The following is a 15,696-nucleotide window of genomic DNA, read 5'->3' as shown; positions in this document are numbered from 1 at the left end:
TTGGCTATGACCAACTCCTTAGAGGACCCAGCGGAAGAAAATATACAGGGTAAACGACAGGAGCATGGAGACGGGTAAGGTCAGCACCCACGCCAGCGCAATATTTCGAACGGTTCCGGCCTGTAAATTCTTAATGCCTTTGTTAGCGACCATACTACCGGCAATCCCGGAAGACAGGACGTGCGTAGTACTGACGGGCAATTTCATCCACGACGCTAGCCCGATCATGGTGGCCGCGGTTAATTCGGCCGATGCACCTTGTGCGTAGGTCAAATGCTGCTTACCGATCTTTTCGCCGACAGTGACGACGATCCGGCGCCAGCCAATCATGGTTCCCAGCCCTAAAGAGAGCGCAATCATTAAAATTACCCACAAAGGAGCGTAGTCTGTATACCGGCGTAATCCGCTTTCTTCGCTTAGGTTAGTTTTGAGAACGGCGAGTTGGTTCGAACTCAAATTAGCCCCTTCATCTTCCACAATCTTGTTCATGTTGCTATTGATCAGCAACAGATCCCGGCGTACGTCCAGGCGTTTTTCCTGGGGGATGCGATTGTCGACCAGGGGGCCGTTAATCAACGCTTTCAATTCCGACAGTTCGGTCTGGGTGCGGGCCAGACGAGCCTGATTGGTAGGAGAAAGCTGTTTAGCGTTGATGGCCGCAGCGGTCTGCTCAATACCCGCAATATTGGGCTGAAGCAGACGAGGGTCTAGATCGGTCTTGATTGCGAAGTGAAAGGGGACAACTCCGATCAGGATAAGCATAATCAGGCCCACGCCTTTCTGACCGTCATTGCTGCCGTGAAAGAAACTAACTAGCGAACAGGTAGCAATCAGGATGCCGCGAATCCAGGCCGGTGGGGGCGCGTTTTTCTTAGGCTCCTTAAACAACTGATCTTTGGTCTCCTGAGGTACTGTCCGGCGGATAAAAAACATGATGATAATAACCAGACTAAAGCCCAGCAATGGCGACAGCAACAGGGCCTGCCCCGTCTCAATGGCTTTTTCCCAGTTTACGGCCGACCCGGTTTTATTATCGGGTAACGTAGCGAAGGCAAGGCCAACGCCAAGAATGGAGCCAATGAGCGTGTGCGAACTAGAGCTGGGCAGCCCAAAGTACCACGTACCGAGGTTCCAGATAATAGCGCTGATCAGTAAAGCCAGCACCATGGCTATGCTATGGTAAACGTTCTGATCGACTAGTAACTCAACCGGCAGCAGGTTCACAATGCCCATGGCCACCCCGATTCCGCCCAGCAAGACACCCGTAAAATTGCAGATGCCCGACCAGACAACAGCGATGGTTGGTTTTAGCGAATTGGTGTAAATAACGGTGGCAACTGCGTTGGCGGTATCGTGGAAACCGTTGACAAATTCAAACGCACAAGCAGCAAATAAGCTGATAAACAGGAGGATAAAAACATCCGTTTCTAATCCAAACATGAGAGGTTTGTCTTCTATGATCAGGCAAACAGCGGATCTGTATGCCAAGTATGCACACAAAAGTACGGCAAACTAACTAGAGCCATATTACCAAATTGTTAAGCAACAAAAATGGGGCTCGTAAGCCCCATCATTTTTTACCTGCCAATTGACCGCAGGCCGCATCAATATCTTTACCCCGACTTCGCCGGACATTTACCGTAACGCCTTTATTCTCCAGAAAATAGGCAAATCGGTCGAGGGTTTGCGGATCGGTGTTTTTGAAGTTCGCTTCCGCAATCGGATTGTACTCGATGATGTTTACTTTGGCCGGTACGCGCTTGGTGAACTTCCAAAGCTCCTGAGCGTCCTGAATCGTATCATTGAAATTGTAAAACAGGATATATTCAAACGTAATCCGGGTGCCTGTTTTCTTATAAAAGTAACCCAACGAATCGCCTAGAGCCTGTAGCGTATTGCTTTCGTTGATGGGCATAATCTGGTCGCGCTTCAAATCATTGGCCGCGTGCAACGACAGCGCCAGATTGAATTTTACGTCGTCGTCACCCAGTTGCTTAATCATCTTGGCAATACCCGCCGTTGATACCGTAATTCGCTTCGGCGACATGCCTAGCCCATCTGGCGACGTAATGCGATCTACTGATTCCAGTACGTTCTTATAATTCAGCAGCGGCTCGCCCATGCCCATATAGACAATGTTCGAAAGTGGTACGTTATAATTCTCTTTCGCCTGCCGGTCGATGGCTACAACCTGGTCATAGATTTCGGAAGCTTCCAGATTCCGCTTCCGGTCCATATAACCCGTCGCGCAGAACTTACACGTAAGCGAGCAGCCAACCTGACTCGATACACAGGCGGTCATCCGGTTGTTGTCGTCATTCCGTAAGGCCGGAATCAGGACTCCTTCGACCAGGTTTCCGTCGAATAAGCGAAACGAAGACTTAATGGTACCGTCGTTGCTACGTTGCTGCTGATCGACAGTGAGGGGACGAATCTCAAAATGCGTATCCAGCAAATTTCTCGTTGGCACCGACAGGTTAGTCATCTGCTCAAACGATAACGCCGATTTCTTCCAGAGCCATTCGTGAATCTGCTTCGCCCGGAATCCCTGTTCCCCCTGTTCCGTCAGCCAGTCTTTAAGCTGAGCGGCCGTTAGCTTACGTATGTCTTTTTTCTGTATCTCCATTTCTAATGAGCGATTTAGTGAATGAGCGATTGAGTGGCAAAGTGAAATGCACTCAATCGCTCATTCACTAAATCACTAATTGGTTTGAGCCCGCCACTTTTTTCCGGCTTCTAATCCTTTCGGCACCCAAACGGCGGCTTTGTCCATTACGTTCGGCGCAATAGGCAGAATGTAAGGATATAAGAACGCGCCGTCCGTATGGCGGGGGGGCATTTTGACCCCCATATAGCTGAACAACCAAAGGATTACACTAATTCCAAAAACCCACGTAAAAAGACCTACCGCAGCACCGGCTACGCTGTCGAACGTACCCAGTAGGGTATATTTGAGCGATCGGCGAAGGGCAAACCCCATTTGGTTGATCATGAACACAGTAGGAAAGAAGATCACCGAAAAACCCAGCCAGGGCAACAGTTTACGAGCCAGTTCCCGGCTGATGTACGGACTCAGCAGGTCGATGCCGAACGCCAGAAACTTAAATCCGACGATCATAGCGATGACAAACGCAATAACCGCAACAATCTCGACTAGGAGGCCTTTGCGGTATCCGTTAAATGCGCCCCACGCCAGGGGGATAATCATAAAAATGTCGAGGGTATTCAATGAGTGAGAGAATGAATGAGTGAGAGAGTGACTCAGCCTTACGCTCATTCACTCTCTCACTCTTTGGCTCATTGCAAAAGCTGCTTCACCATCGTTGAAATCGCTTTTCCATCAGCTTGCCCGGCAAGCTCTTTAGTCGCCACGCCCATTACCTTACCCATATCCGAAGGAGCCGACGCGCCTACCTGCGCGATAATCGCCTGTAGCTTTTCTCTTAATTCGTCTTCCGAAAGCTGTTTGGGCAGGTAATTCTCAATGATCGAAATTTCCACTTCTTCGGTTTTCAGCAGGTCTTCGCGGCCCTGCTGGCGATAGATGTCAGCCGAGTCTTTACGCTGCTTGACAGCCTTTGTCAAGATTTTGGTTTCGTCTTCCGGCTTCAGTTCACCATGCGCACCTTCTTTTGTTTCTTCCAGCAGAATCATGGATTTGATAGCGCGTAGTGCCCGCAGACGGTCCTGGTCTTTAGCCAGCATCGCTTGTTTAATATCGGCGTCGATTTGTTGTTTTAAGGCCATAATAGTTAACAGATGAATAGCCAAAATTAGGTAATCTTCCCCAAACTATGCGCTTCGCCGACCTGAGCTACGTTGTTGGCCGGCGAGTGCGGCAGACAGACTCACCGCCCCATCTACACACGCAGGAATACATTCTTTTTGTACAGAAAGTAAAGAAACGCCCACTTTACGGCCAGAAACCCAAGTACGGCACCTAGGGCCTGAACGGGTTTGGCGAAGAACTGAAGCACGCCATTGAACAGATAGCGCGATGTGTGCTCAAAGTCAATGATATCGCCAACAAGATAAATCAGTATGGAATTCATGCCGATAACGACAAAGAAAAACGCCCACCGACGACTATTCCGTACGTCGATGATCCAGTAAAACAAACTGAGCAGCAGCAAGCTCCAGCCGCCTGCTACCAGCACAAATGAACTGGTCCACAGATTTTTGTTGACTGGAAACACCAGATGCCATAGCCAGCCGATAGCCAGACAGACAACGCCCGCCAAGGCTAGACGCTGAAGTTTGCGCCCTTCGCCAATGTCCCGGCGTCGCAGCTGCGTTCCGGCGAAAATGCCCAGCAAACCGGTGCCGATAGCGGGCAAAATACCGAGCAATCCCTCGGGGTCATGCACCACTTTATACAGTCGACCTGGTATAAGCAGTCGATCTACGTAGCCGACCAGACTGCCTTCCATCGTCAGATTACCCGCACCGTAACCCGGTACTGGCACGAGCATCAGCAACGCCCAATACCCCAGGAGCAATCCAGCAAAAATTCCGTAGCGCGCTCGTTCATTGCGGACATATACGTAAATCAACTGCGCAAACATACCTGCCAGGCCAATTCGGCCCAGTACGCTCGGGAAGCGCATTTCGTCGAATGAGTTTTCGAATAAGCCGTTGTTATGGATAATACCGAGCACTACCAGCAGAAGCCCGCGTGTGATGATCTTCCGGGACAGTTTTGCTTTAGAGTCTCCTTTTGCCAGTCGGCTGCCAACGGAGTACGGAGTTGATACGCCCGCGAGGAATAGAAATAACGGAAAAATATTGTCGTACGGCCGGTACCCGTTCCAGTCGACATGTGTAAACTGATCGGCCATGAGAATAGCCCAGGCCCAACCGGTTGTTTTAGCCAGGACGTGAAAAATGTCTTCACCGCCCATAATCCAGAACATATCGAAGCCCCGTAACGCGTCGAGCGAAAGTAAACGCCTGACGGGGGCTGGCTGAGCAACGGCGGTTTCCTGAGCAGTATTAGTAGCAGTTTGCATGCAAAGCAGGGTTTAGGAAGTAGGCGGTAAATTACAAAAAGAAAGGACAGCCGAGTGGCTGTCGGTTAAACGAGGAGATAAGGTCTGGAAAGGACGTAAAAAAAGGCATTCGGTACACTACCAAATGCCTTTCTTAACCACACTATTAACCCTTCAGCGTGTTAGCGTGAAGTTTTTGTGCCTTTTTTCTTAGCAGGGGCCGATGTGGCTGGAGCTGCAGCCGTTTCAGCCTGTTTTTGCGAAACGACTTCGCCTTTCAGATACAAAACCGTTTGTCCAGCTTCCGCGTTGCTCGTTACCGTCACCGTCTTGGTGAACTGGCCACCCGCTGCCGCGTTGAACGTAGCGGATACAGTACCTGTCTTACCGGGCAAGACCGGCTCACGAGTCCAGCTTGGCTTGGTGCAGCCACAAGATGCCTGCGCATCATTGATAATAACTGGATCAGTACCTGTATTCTTAAATGTGAATACGTGCGTAACTGGCTTGCCTTGCTCGATTTTACCAAAATCGTGCGTTTCCTCAGAGAATTTCATTACTCCCTTCTGAGCGTAGCCAACTGCGACGAACACAAATAAAGCTACGAAAAGTGAAAAAAACTTTTTCATTGGACTAAACGGAATTATGGTTTGGTTGTTAAGATAATGTACTTCAAAAAACGTTGTTAAAGCAAACAGTTTGCCAAATTCTTGTTGGTCGCTGTCCGGTCAACAAAGAAACGCAGAAAATCGTTTTTTTGAAAGCTGTGATGTTTTACCTTATTTTTACTTTCACTTGATAGCCGACTTGTTGGCTGCCAAACACTTCATCAATAAATTGATTGTTGTACGCTTTCAACCCGTAGCTCTGTTGTGATAGCAAACGAACAACTTCGCTCGACTGATATTCTGGTCCCCGAAAAAATCCTATCTGACTACCGGCTGGCTTGCGAAAGCCGACAGGTAAGTTTGTTGGGACGGCGCGACGTAATGGGCGGTCGGGCCAAATTCGGCATCTTCGGCGACGGTAAAGAATTGGCTCAGCTGGCTGCCGCTCATGCTTTTGAGCGGGGAGATTTCCGATCGGGCTATTATCGGGATCAGACGTTTGTAGCGGCCCTCGGCGAATTGCGGTGGACCGAATTTTTCGCTCAGCTCTACGCGGATACCGACGTAACGCGTGACCCGAATACGGCTGGTCGGTCGATGAACGGCCACTATGCCACACGATGGCTGGACGAACAGGGGCTATGGCGGAACCAGACCGAGATGTTTAACTCGGTTTGTGACATTGCACCAACAGCGGGACAGATTCCGCGGTCGCTTGGATTGGCTTACGCATCCAAGCTCTATCGAACCAACCCGGCATTAAGTGACCTAACTCAGTTTTCGCATAACGGCAACGAAGTTGTGTTCGCTACCATTGGCGATGCTTCTACGTCGCAGGGCATGTTCTGGGAGACCATGAATGCCGCCGGTGTATTGCAGGTGCCTTTGCTGATGTCAGTTTGGGACGACGGTTACGGGATTTCCGTGCCAGTTGAGTACCAGACCACAAAAGGAAGTATTTCGAAAGCGCTTGCTGGTTTCCAGCGCGACGCCGAGGACCGGGGCATCGAAATTTTTACCGTAAAAGGCTGGGACTACGTGGCTCTGCTGGAAACGTATCAACGGGCCGCCCGCATCTGCCGCAAAGAACATGTACCGGTACTTGTTCACGTACAGGAGCTTACCCAGCCGCAGGGACATTCAACCTCAGGTTCGCATGAACGGTATAAATCGAAAGAGCGCCTGGCCTGGGAAACCGCGCACGACTGCAACGTAACGTTCCGGCAATGGATTCTGGAAAATGGATATGCTACGAACGACGAGCTGGAAGCGATTGAAAACGATGCCAAGCAGTCTACCAAGAAAGCTCGTCTGGACGCCTGGAATGCCTTTCAGGCATCGATGAAAAGCGACTTTGACGAAGCACTTGATTTGTTGCAGCAGGCGGCTCGTCATCATGCAAAATCGGCCGATTTGATGGCCGTTCGCGAAGAACTGCGTAAAGCGTTTTCACCCCTGCGCCGTGATGCGACAGCCGCTGTGCGTAAGGCCCTGCGGGTATTGCGCAATGATCAGAGTGCAGGCCGTCAAAAATTACACGCCTGGCTGGAACGAACTAATGCTGAGAATGCCGAACGGTTTAGCTCGCATCTGTACAGCCAATCGCCCGACTCTCCATTATTAATCGAAGGCGTACCGGCGCAGTATACCGATGAAAGTCCAACTGTTGACGGGTACTTACTGATGCAGCGTTACTTCGATAGTTTGTTCGGCCGTGACGCTCGTGTAGTCGCACTGGGCGAAGATGTTGGCTTCATTGGCGATGTAAATCAGGGATTTGCTGGCTTGCAGGAGAAATACGGTGAAGTTCGTATAACCGACACCGGAATCCGCGAGACAACGATTATCGGACAAGGCATCGGACTCGCCATGCGGGGCCTGCGACCCATCGTTGAGATTCAGTATTTCGATTATATTTTTTACGCCCTTGCTACGTTGACGGACGACCTAGCCACGCTTCTTTACCGAACGAAAGGTGGTCAGAAATCGCCGGTAATCATCCGGACGCGGGGGCACCGGCTGGAAGGTATCTGGCATTCGGGCTCGCCCATGGGGGCCATGCTCAGCAGTTTACGAGGGTTACACGTATTGGTACCCCGGAACATGACCCAAGCCGTCGGGTTTTATAACACCTTGATTCAAGGCGATGATCCGGCCTTGCTCATCGAATCGCTGAACGGATACCGGTTAAAAGAACGGGTTCCTGACAATCTAGCCGAGTTTTGTGTTCCGTTGGGCGTCCCGGAAATATTACGGGCCGGTTCGGACGTAACTGTGGTGACCTATGGTTCTATGTGCCGGATTGTCCTGGAAGCAGCCGGGCAACTGGCTCAGTTGGGCATAAACGTAGAGGTGATTGACGTACAGACGCTGCTGCCGTTCGATGTGCATGAGTCCGTTGTGCAGTCGATTCAAAAAACCAGTCGGGTCGTTTTTGCCGACGAAGATGTGCCCGGTGGCGCTTCCGCTTATATGATGCAGAAAGTGCTTGAAGAACAGAACGCGTATCGCTACCTGGATTCAGCTCCGCGAACGTTAGCGGCTAAAGCGCACCGTCCGCCCTACGGGTCTGACGGGGATTATTTCTCGAAACCGAACGTTGACGACGTCATTGAGGTCGTGTATTCGCTGATGAGCGAAGCCGAACCCAATCGGTTTCCAACTATTTAATGAGTGAGTTAGCGGATGAGTGATTGAGTGAATGTTTTATTACTGGTTATTCACTCAATCACTCATCCGCTAACTCACTCATTCATTTAAACATGACTTACTTTGACGATATAAAGTCCGGTATTCGGACGACACTTAAGGGATTAAGTCTGACGTTACGTCACCTGCGTGATGCCACGCAGCGTCGAACGCCGATGGGCATTGCGAGCGACAATTACTTTGATCAGCAGAACGGTCTCGTTACGCTTCAGTATCCGCATGAGCAGCTGCCCATTCCTGATAATGGCCGGTATCGACTACGTAACGAAATCGAAGATTGTATCGTCTGTGACAAATGCGCGAAAGTTTGCCCGGTCGACTGCATCACGATTGACGCCATTAAAGCAACCGAAGAGGTAGGTCGCGCGTCGGATGGGTCGCCCATTCGATTGTATGCCGCTACGTTTGACATTGACATGGCTAAGTGCTGCTACTGCGGACTGTGTACGGTTGTATGCCCGACGGAGTGCCTGACGATGGACAAAAAGTTCGATTACAGCGAATTTGAGTTGGGTAAGCTTACGTATAGTTTCGCTGAGTTAACACCTGAACAGGCCGACGAAAAGCGGGCGCTCTACGAACAGTTCGTTCGGGAGAAAGAAGAAGCGAAAGCCGCTCAGGCTGCGGCCAAAGCGGCTCAGGCCAAAGCTACGCAGGCGAGTGAGACCGCAGCCGCGCCCAAACGTCCCGTGTTTCGGCCGACCGCCAAACCCGCTGCCCCCCCCGACCCAACGGAAAATTCGACCCATGGCGCCATTGAACATCCACTGACCGATGCTACACCGGAGGAGATGCAGCAGATCGCGCAGGGTGGTTTAGAAGCTAAAAAACGTCCCGTATTTAAGCCGACGCAGAAGCCCGCTGCCCAGCCTCCGGTGACTGAGGAAGCACAACCGCCACTTGCGGAAAACAAGGCCGAAGTCGGTAAGGAAGATAAGCCAGCCGTGGCGAAGCCTGCGTTCCGGCCGACCATGAAGCCGCCGACGTCGAAGACGTCTCCGGAAGAACCTAGTGCCGAAGCTCCGGCTGAACCGCCCAAGCCAAAACCGGCCTTCCGCCCGACGATGAAACCGACTGCGGCCGAAGAGGCTCAATCAGCTAAACAATCGGATGCGGAAACACCTAAACCCAAGCCGGCCTTTCGTCCGACGATGAAGCCAGCCGTACCAACTGATACGTCCGAAGCGGTTAATTCGGAACCAACGGCTGAACCGGCGAAAGCAAAGCCTGCGTTCCGACCAACGATGAAACCAGCGGCTCCGGCAGAAGCAACGACTGATTCGTCGGATGCCGAAGTTGCGAAACCAAAACCCGCCTTCCGGCCAACCATGAAGCCCAGCGCCGAAGCGGCCAAGGAGGAAGGTAAGGCTGAAACGGACGTAACACCGCCAGTTGAAGCGCCTAAGCCAAAACCCGCGTTCCGGCCGACGATGAAACCGGCTGCGAAGGCACCGGACGTAGTAGAACCTGACGTGGCTGCAACGTCGGAACCAGCAAAGCCGAAGCCAGCCTTCCGGCCGACGATGAAGCCCGCGAGACCGGCCGCCACAGAGTCGGCGAACGAAACCTCGGTTGAGCAGGAGCAACCCGACTTGACGTCCGAACAGCCGCTTAAAGCTAAGCCCGCGTTCCGACCGACCATGCGACCTAAACCCGATGCTGACCAGTCTAAGCCGGAAAACGACGGGGAAGCTGTGTAGCCTGAATAAATCGTATCTAAGTTTACCTAACTAACGAATCCGTGGTTCAGCTTGCCTTCTACGCTTTTGCCGCACTTACGCTGATCAGCGCGCTGGCCATTCTGCTCACCCGAAATGTGCTTTATGCGGCTTTTTTTCTTCTATTGACCTTATTAGGTGTTGCCGGATTGTTCGTGCTGGCGAGTGCTGACTTTCTGGCGGTGGCCCAGATCATGATTTACGTTGGGGGTGTTTTGGTATTGGTTATTTTTGGCGTCATGCTGACGCATAAGCCTGACTTACCTACGGATACGAACAGTCAGGCTCCTAACCGCGTTCTGACGGCCAACCGAAGCTGGATCGCGGCTTTGTTACTAACGGCCACTCTGTTTGCTGCTTTGTATACCCTGCTGATTCGAGCCGATTTCGCGTTGCTTCGCGAGCCGGTTGGCTGGAAAAGTACCATACATACGATAGGCAAGCAACTGATGACCGAGTACGTAGTCCCGTTCGAAATAGCTGGTATTCTGCTGCTGGCGGCTCTAGTTGGTGCAACTTATCTGGCCGCTCCATCGCTTAAAACCCTGAAAAATGGAACCCGTTCATAGTCATTTGTTTTTGCTGATTGGGGCCGCGTTATTCAGCATCGGTCTGGCCGTAGTGGTGCTGAAACGACACGCCATTGTCGTCTTGATGGGCATCGAACTAATGCTGAATGCAGTGAACATCAACCTGGTTGCCTTTAGTCAATACGACCCGGATCGGTTACAGGGGCAGATGTTCAGCTTATTCGTGATGGTTGTGGCGGCTGCTGAGTCAGCGGTTGCGCTGGCCATTGTTCTTCAGGTGTATCGTCATTTCCGTACGGCGCAACTGGACGAACTCAATGAGTTGAAACATTAACTGCTATTTGTCCAAACGGGTATGGAAACGCTTTTCGAGCCGATCATTGACAGTATTGCGACCAATGGCTACGGCATTCACGATAATTTTCTGACGGCCGAAGAAGTCACCGCACTGGCTATGCGACTGCGCGAACGCCGACAGGCCGGGCAATTTAAGGCTGCGGCCATCGGCAATCAGCAGGTAACGGTTGAAAGCCAGATACGGGGCGATGAAATCCTGTGGCTCGATGCCGCTACGGCTACTCCCGAAGAAAGTGCTTTTCTGCAACGGATTCGCGAGTTCGTCGACTACGTAAACCAGACCTGTTATTTAGGGCTTCGGGATTATGAGTTTCACTATGCCCTGTATCCACCCGGCACGTTTTACAAACGCCACCTCGATCAGTTTCGCAGCGACTCGCGCCGGAAACTCTCGGTGATCTGCTACCTGAACACCGACTGGCAGGAAAGCGATGGGGGACAACTGGCGCTGTACGTACCCGAGCCGGACGGCACCGAAAAAACCTTGACGATTGCGCCCCTGGGCGGCCGGTTAGTGTGTTTCGAAAGCGGTCGGTTGGAGCACGAAGTGTTGCCCGCCACCCGCGAACGGCTCAGCGTGACAGGCTGGTTAAAAACAGCGGCTCTGTTCTAACGCCTGAGCATATTGATCAGAAAACGAGGTACAAACCGGCCTAACCGCCGTACCGGAGCCGGAATCGTATACCGTTTGGCATACCCCTCACTATCGTAAGCCAGTTGCTGATTAAAATACTTGTTCGGTACGGGCTGGCCGGTGGCAATGTTCGTAATCTTGCGAACATAGAGCTTATCTAACGTAGCGTCGGACCGTAGGGGCGTGTAATACACGCAGTTTTCGAAGAAGTAATGCGTAACCTGACTATGCCGTGATGCGCCGGGTGTCAGGATTTTTTCGCCCCCGTGCAGCAGATTCGCCGACCAGATAATGGCCTTGCCCTTCGGCATGTTCAGAACGGCTTTTTTCAGACCATGCGCCTGAACAATTTCCGCCAGCCGCTCCTCGTATCGTGCGTATGTTCCGCCGTAAATCTCTTCCACCGTCTGCGCTTCCGAGCCTTTCAGCCCCATGTCGATCAAATCATAGAACGGAAGTTTATGACTGCCGGGATAGTAATGAAGCGGCCCGTTGTCGGCGCGGACATCTTCTAAGGCTACCCAAACCCCACACATAAACCGTTGGGGGATGGAGTTGAAGTGGATCGAATCCGAGTGCGTGCGCTGCTGCGTGCCGACCGGGAAGTTTAGGGTTTGAAACGGAATCGGCTCTCGGCGGTACAGTAACCGAAGCGTTTCCAGAATTTTGGGCGCTGTAGCAATGTGCCGCACGGCCTGAACTGTTTGCCAGGCATCCTGCTTCCTGAGGTCATTACCATACAGCGGCTGTACCTCTTCAATAGCCCGGTCGAGTACCGATTCGTCGATTTCGGGATCGAAAATCAAGTAGCCATCTTCGGCATACCGGCGTACCTGCTCGGCGGTGGCTGGGTCCAGATTCGCAGCCTGAAGTTCCTGATTGAAAAATGGCGATTCGACCCAGGGTAGATTAATCGTTGCCGCGGTTGTCATGTGACTGAGAATAAGAGGTGTAGAGAGCGATTAAAAGCAAATCTATCAAAAAGACGTACTAATTTCACGCCCCACACCATTAACTTATTCGAAGTCGCAATCTATTGTGTGTAAGCGGTTAATGGCTCTTCGGGTGGGTGTTCGACTTGCTGCGTGGCTGCCTGATTCCTAGCGGTTCCTGAGCCGTATCGTAAGGCCCTGTACCAGGTTTTGGCGATGTACGGCCAGCTAACTGTCAACGCGTCTTTCCAATAAGCAGTCTGCATGCTGTTTTTCGGAAACGTTGACAATACCGGCATCCGGGCTTTGGCATAACCCTGGCAATGCAGGGACTGAAACCGGAGAAACTTACCTTCGAAATAACCGTACGGAACACCCCTGCGCCAGACTAGTTGTTTACCTAATCCCGACGAACTGGTGTTGAACCGACTGCCGGTATTCAGGTTGTCATCATGAACGGCGTCAGTGAATTCCCGGCGTTTGAACAGGTTCGATGTGCGTTCGTCGTATTGTTTCTGGTAAAGTTCAAGCAGCGTCATATCGGATACCCCTATGAATCCGGGGTCCTGACCATCTGTGTACTGCTGATACAGCGCCTGAAGCACCTGTAGCCTTGCCGAGTCTTCGTACGACTGGGTGACATAGCTACACCACTGTTCCAAAGCGTATAAGCTGTTGATGTACATGACGTGCGGAATCCAGTGGATATACTGGAGAATATCATGGCCTAGCCAGTCCCCAGTTCGGTGCAGATTATCATACAACAATACGTCGGAGTCGAGGTGAACGCATCGCTCCAACTGATGAGCCCGCATAAAATCGAGTAAGACAAACCATCGCTGAATACAGAACAGCTCGTACTCGTAGCCGCGGGACGATAAATGGACGTAGGCGTCTGTGAATTCAGCTGCACTGGTCCAGTACGTGCTCGTCAGGTGATGATGAATGCCTTTATAATGACCGTTCGATTCGTCACCGATCAGGTAAATGGTTGAATCGGGGTTTGTGTGGCGTGCCTGATAGAGGCAATATTTCAGGTAATACGGGTCTCCCCGATGCAGAATTACAAGAGCAGGCGCGGTCATGAAGAAGAGGAACAGCCTTACTGATCGTTTCCGATTGGCTATAAAGTTGTACGATAACGAATCAACGTAGCAAATTCATAAACAAGTGTGTTTCGCTGCTGAATTCTGCTTGTCTACGGGTGGTCAGTAACCGGGTTTGTTTAAAGACGCTGGATTGGGGATATTTGCGCGAGGATTAATCAGCACCGATGCCCGACGACGCACTACTACGCCCTTTGATTGCTATTTTGCTGGGATTACCGTTTAGCGGAGCGCTGGTGTTAGCGGCTAGTAAACGGCGTATGGTAGGCGGGTTGGCAGTTACCCTGACGACCGTTGGATTTGTTGCTTCGGTGGTGTTAGCCATTCAGTTGCCAAATCAGCCAGTAACGTATCAGGCGCAGTGGGCCACGTTTGCCAGCCAGTTATTCTCGATCAGTTTTCGGCTCGATGCGCTTACGGCTTTGATGCTGATCCTGGTTCATTTTGTGGCACTCCTCGTTCAACTGTTCTCGGTCTCGTACATGCGGGAGGAGTTTGCGGATAACCCGAACCAGGCCGCTCGTTATTTTGCTTACCTGCAGCTGTTTGTTGGCTCCATGCTGGGTATCGTCCTGGCCGGTAACCTGCTGGTTCTGTACGGCTTCTGGGAGTTAGTCGGTTTAGCGTCGTATCTGCTCATTGGCTTCTATGCTGAGCGTCCCAGCGCGAGTCAGGCCGCCAAGAAAGCGTTCCTGATGAATCGGGTAGGGGATATGGGGTTCCTGATCGGTATTTTTCTAACGTACCATTACTACGGTACGTTAGAGTTGTCGGCGTTACTGACCGATGATGCCTTTGCGGTTCCGCCGACCGCCATAGGTCTGTGCCTGTTTATGGGATGTGTGGGCAAATCAGCCCAGTTTCCGCTATTGACTTGGCTTCCCGACGCTATGGAAGGCCCTACACCCGTATCGGCTCTGCTGCACGCGGCCACGATGGTGGCCGCCGGAATCTTTCTGCTGGCTCGTATTCACCCACTATTGTCGCCCGATGCGTTGGTGGTGATTACCCTGATCGGTACAATAACTACTATCTGGGGCGGGTATTCGGCCTTATTCCAGACGGATATTAAAAAGGTTCTGGCTTTCTCAACGGTATCACAGCTCGGATTGATGGTGGCTGGCATGGGCACCGGTAACGTAAGTGGCGCTCTGTTTCATTTGCTCACCCACGCTTTTTTCAAAGCCGGGCTTTTCCTGAGTGCTGGAGCTATTATACACGCGGTGCATACGCAGGACATGAGACAGATGGGTGGGCTGCGTAAAGTCTTACCCACAACCTTTCTGGTTTATTCAGTCTGTGCAGCCGCTTTGGCCGGACTTCCATTTTTTTCAGGATTCCTGTCGAAGGAAGCGATTCTGGGTGGGGCCTTTGCCTGGGCGGATGCGCAGAATGATGGTTTATCGTACCTCATCCCTGTATCCCTGCTGATCTCGTCTGGCTTAACGGCGCTGTACATGGTCCGGCAATGGCGCCTGATTTTTTTCGACGATTACAGAAATCAGTCCCTTCCACTAGCGCAGGCACACGAGCCCGACTGGCTTATGCGCGGTCCAATGGTCGTGCTGGCCGTACTATCGATCGCGTTCTGGTTTGCGTTGAATCCGTTTTCGGCGCACGGAAGCTGGTTCTTTTCGGTGATGCCGATGGCCGAGGAACACAGCAGTTGGTGGTTAGCACCCGCGTCGATTAGCCTAGTCTTGTTGGGTGGCTGGATTGGATTCCAGATGAAAGAACCAAACCATACGCGCAGTTACGTCCGATTGTCCGTTGAGTACGGCTTTCTGGATACCATCTATCAATACTTCATCATCAACCCAGCGATGAAATTAGCAGTTCTTTTAACTCGTACAGACCAACGGGTAGTTGATGGGGCCGTGAACGGGGCTGGCGTTTCGACGGTAGTGCTGGCGTATCTCACCAGCGGAGTAGACCGGTACGGCGTCGATGGGCTCGTGAACGGGGCCGCCTGGCTGGCTGGCCGACTAGGGCGAATTGTCCGGTCGGTGCAAAACGGTCGGGTACAATCGTACATTACAGCGGCTGTTGTTGGATTATTGATTGTGCTTTGGTGGTTGCTTTAACTGTCGTCGGCAGCGCTGAGCTGTCATTGT

The 15,696-nt window shown here is 51.8% G+C and carries 14 protein-coding genes; 6 read left to right on the top strand and 8 right to left on the bottom strand.

Going from position 1 to position 15,696, the window contains the following annotated elements; translation table 11 throughout:
• Positions 1-18: 18 nt before the first annotated feature.
• The 6 genes from ACYVIY_RS19040 to ACYVIY_RS19015 all read right to left on the bottom strand — a co-directional run bounded on the left by ACYVIY_RS19040 (position 19) and on the right by ACYVIY_RS19015 (position 5,617).
• Complete coding sequence (locus ACYVIY_RS19040) at positions 19-1,440, bottom strand: inorganic phosphate transporter (RefSeq protein ID WP_460977977.1); 1,422 nt, start codon at positions 1,438-1,440, stop codon at positions 19-21.
• A 130-nt stretch (positions 1,441-1,570) separates the two neighbouring features.
• The gene (rlmN, locus tag ACYVIY_RS19035) at positions 1,571-2,626 is read right to left on the bottom strand and encodes a dual-specificity RNA methyltransferase RlmN (protein WP_460977976.1); all 1,056 of its coding nucleotides are present in this window, start codon (positions 2,624-2,626) and stop codon (positions 1,571-1,573) included.
• Between the two features lie 75 nt (positions 2,627-2,701).
• The gene (locus ACYVIY_RS19030) at positions 2,702-3,208 is read right to left on the bottom strand and encodes a CvpA family protein (RefSeq protein WP_460978054.1); all 507 of its coding nucleotides are present in this window, start codon (positions 3,206-3,208) and stop codon (positions 2,702-2,704) included.
• A gap of 89 nt (positions 3,209-3,297) precedes the next feature.
• Positions 3,298-3,747: a GatB/YqeY domain-containing protein gene (locus tag ACYVIY_RS19025; RefSeq protein WP_460977975.1), complete on the bottom strand. Its 450-nt coding sequence runs from the start codon at positions 3,745-3,747 to the stop codon at positions 3,298-3,300.
• 113 nt (positions 3,748-3,860) lie between these two features.
• Positions 3,861-5,009, bottom strand: coding sequence for an acyltransferase family protein (locus ACYVIY_RS19020; protein ID WP_460977974.1), 1,149 nt, complete (start codon positions 5,007-5,009; stop codon positions 3,861-3,863).
• 161 nt (positions 5,010-5,170) lie between these two features.
• Positions 5,171-5,617: a DUF1573 domain-containing protein gene (locus ACYVIY_RS19015; protein WP_460977973.1), complete on the bottom strand. Its 447-nt coding sequence runs from the start codon at positions 5,615-5,617 to the stop codon at positions 5,171-5,173.
• Between the two features lie 243 nt (positions 5,618-5,860).
• Here ACYVIY_RS19015 and ACYVIY_RS19010 point away from each other — a divergent pair, with 243 nt between their 5' ends.
• The 5 genes from ACYVIY_RS19010 (at position 5,861) to ACYVIY_RS18990 (ending at position 11,523) form a co-directional block, all read left to right on the top strand.
• Positions 5,861-8,266, top strand: a complete 2,406-nt coding sequence (locus ACYVIY_RS19010; RefSeq protein ID WP_460977972.1) for an alpha-ketoacid dehydrogenase subunit alpha/beta — start codon at positions 5,861-5,863, stop codon at positions 8,264-8,266.
• A 92-nt stretch (positions 8,267-8,358) separates the two neighbouring features.
• The gene (locus tag ACYVIY_RS19005; protein WP_460977971.1) at positions 8,359-10,005 is read left to right on the top strand and encodes a 4Fe-4S dicluster domain-containing protein; all 1,647 of its coding nucleotides are present in this window, start codon (positions 8,359-8,361) and stop codon (positions 10,003-10,005) included.
• 41 nt (positions 10,006-10,046) lie between these two features.
• Positions 10,047-10,592, top strand: coding sequence for an NADH-quinone oxidoreductase subunit J family protein (locus ACYVIY_RS19000; RefSeq protein WP_460977970.1), 546 nt, complete (start codon positions 10,047-10,049; stop codon positions 10,590-10,592).
• On the top strand, positions 10,576-10,887 hold the full coding sequence (gene nuoK, locus ACYVIY_RS18995; RefSeq protein ID WP_460977969.1) for an NADH-quinone oxidoreductase subunit NuoK: 312 nt from the start codon (positions 10,576-10,578) through the stop codon (positions 10,885-10,887). The genes ACYVIY_RS19000 and nuoK overlap by 17 nt, the downstream gene beginning before the upstream one ends.
• Before the next feature lie 21 nt (positions 10,888-10,908).
• Positions 10,909-11,523, top strand: coding sequence for a 2OG-Fe(II) oxygenase (locus ACYVIY_RS18990; protein WP_460977968.1), 615 nt, complete (start codon positions 10,909-10,911; stop codon positions 11,521-11,523).
• On the opposite strand, the gene ACYVIY_RS18985 is transcribed toward ACYVIY_RS18990, so the two are convergent.
• Both ACYVIY_RS18985 and ACYVIY_RS18980 read right to left on the bottom strand, forming a co-directional pair.
• Positions 11,520-12,476, bottom strand: a complete 957-nt coding sequence (locus ACYVIY_RS18985; protein ID WP_460977967.1) for a phytanoyl-CoA dioxygenase family protein — start codon at positions 12,474-12,476, stop codon at positions 11,520-11,522. The two genes, ACYVIY_RS18990 and ACYVIY_RS18985, sit on opposite strands and share 4 nt — an antisense overlap.
• Before the next feature lie 101 nt (positions 12,477-12,577).
• Positions 12,578-13,561: a hypothetical protein gene (locus ACYVIY_RS18980; RefSeq protein WP_460977966.1), complete on the bottom strand. Its 984-nt coding sequence runs from the start codon at positions 13,559-13,561 to the stop codon at positions 12,578-12,580.
• Between the two features lie 188 nt (positions 13,562-13,749).
• Here ACYVIY_RS18980 and ACYVIY_RS18975 point away from each other — a divergent pair, with 188 nt between their 5' ends.
• Positions 13,750-15,666 carry an NADH-quinone oxidoreductase subunit 5 family protein gene (locus tag ACYVIY_RS18975; RefSeq protein WP_460977965.1) on the top strand — a complete coding sequence of 639 codons (1,917 nt, stop codon included), beginning with the start codon at positions 13,750-13,752 and terminating at the stop codon, positions 15,664-15,666.
• Positions 15,667-15,696 lie beyond the last annotated feature (30 nt).

It is taken from the genome of Spirosoma knui, assembly GCF_054780635.1.
This window is presented reverse-complemented; position numbering and strand designations above follow the sequence as displayed.